Here is a 355-nt window from a genome sequence, read left to right as displayed (position 1 = left end):
CAGTGTTTGCATTGGTGCGCCTTCATCCACAAAGAGCCTTATAGACCCCTGAGGCTGCGCCTGAGCTACGCACTCGCGTAGCAGTTGCAGGGCCTTGCCCGCTTGTCCAATAGCGCTGTGAATGATGCCCTGGACCACTCTAGCCTTAAGCGCATCTTGCGTACGAAACTCTGCTTCCAGCATGTGCCTATAAGCTTCGATGGCCTGCAACGCATCCAACCCCTTACCCTGTGCCAATAGTGTTCTGGCAAGGGCTGCGGAAAGCTGATGTGCGATTGCCAATTCAGCCGCTTTGTCTACTGCTGCGTGGCGGAGCATGTGCAATACCTGCAATTCCAACGCTTCACGCATTCGA

1 protein-coding gene is annotated in these 355 nt (G+C 54.9%); it reads right to left on the bottom strand.

Going from position 1 to position 355, the window contains the following annotated elements:
- The coding region (locus C5P05_RS00110; RefSeq protein WP_198674552.1) for a hypothetical protein at positions 1 to 318 on the bottom strand (318 nt) is incomplete at its 3' end.
- Between the last annotated feature and the right edge of the window lie 37 nt (positions 319 to 355).

The sequence above is a fragment of the Rhodoferax ferrireducens genome, from assembly GCF_003347515.1.
Taxonomy (GTDB): Bacteria; Pseudomonadota; Gammaproteobacteria; order Burkholderiales; family Burkholderiaceae_C; genus Rhodoferax.
The sequence above is the reverse complement of the archived record's forward strand: the minus strand, read 5'-3'. Positions and strand labels throughout refer to the sequence as shown.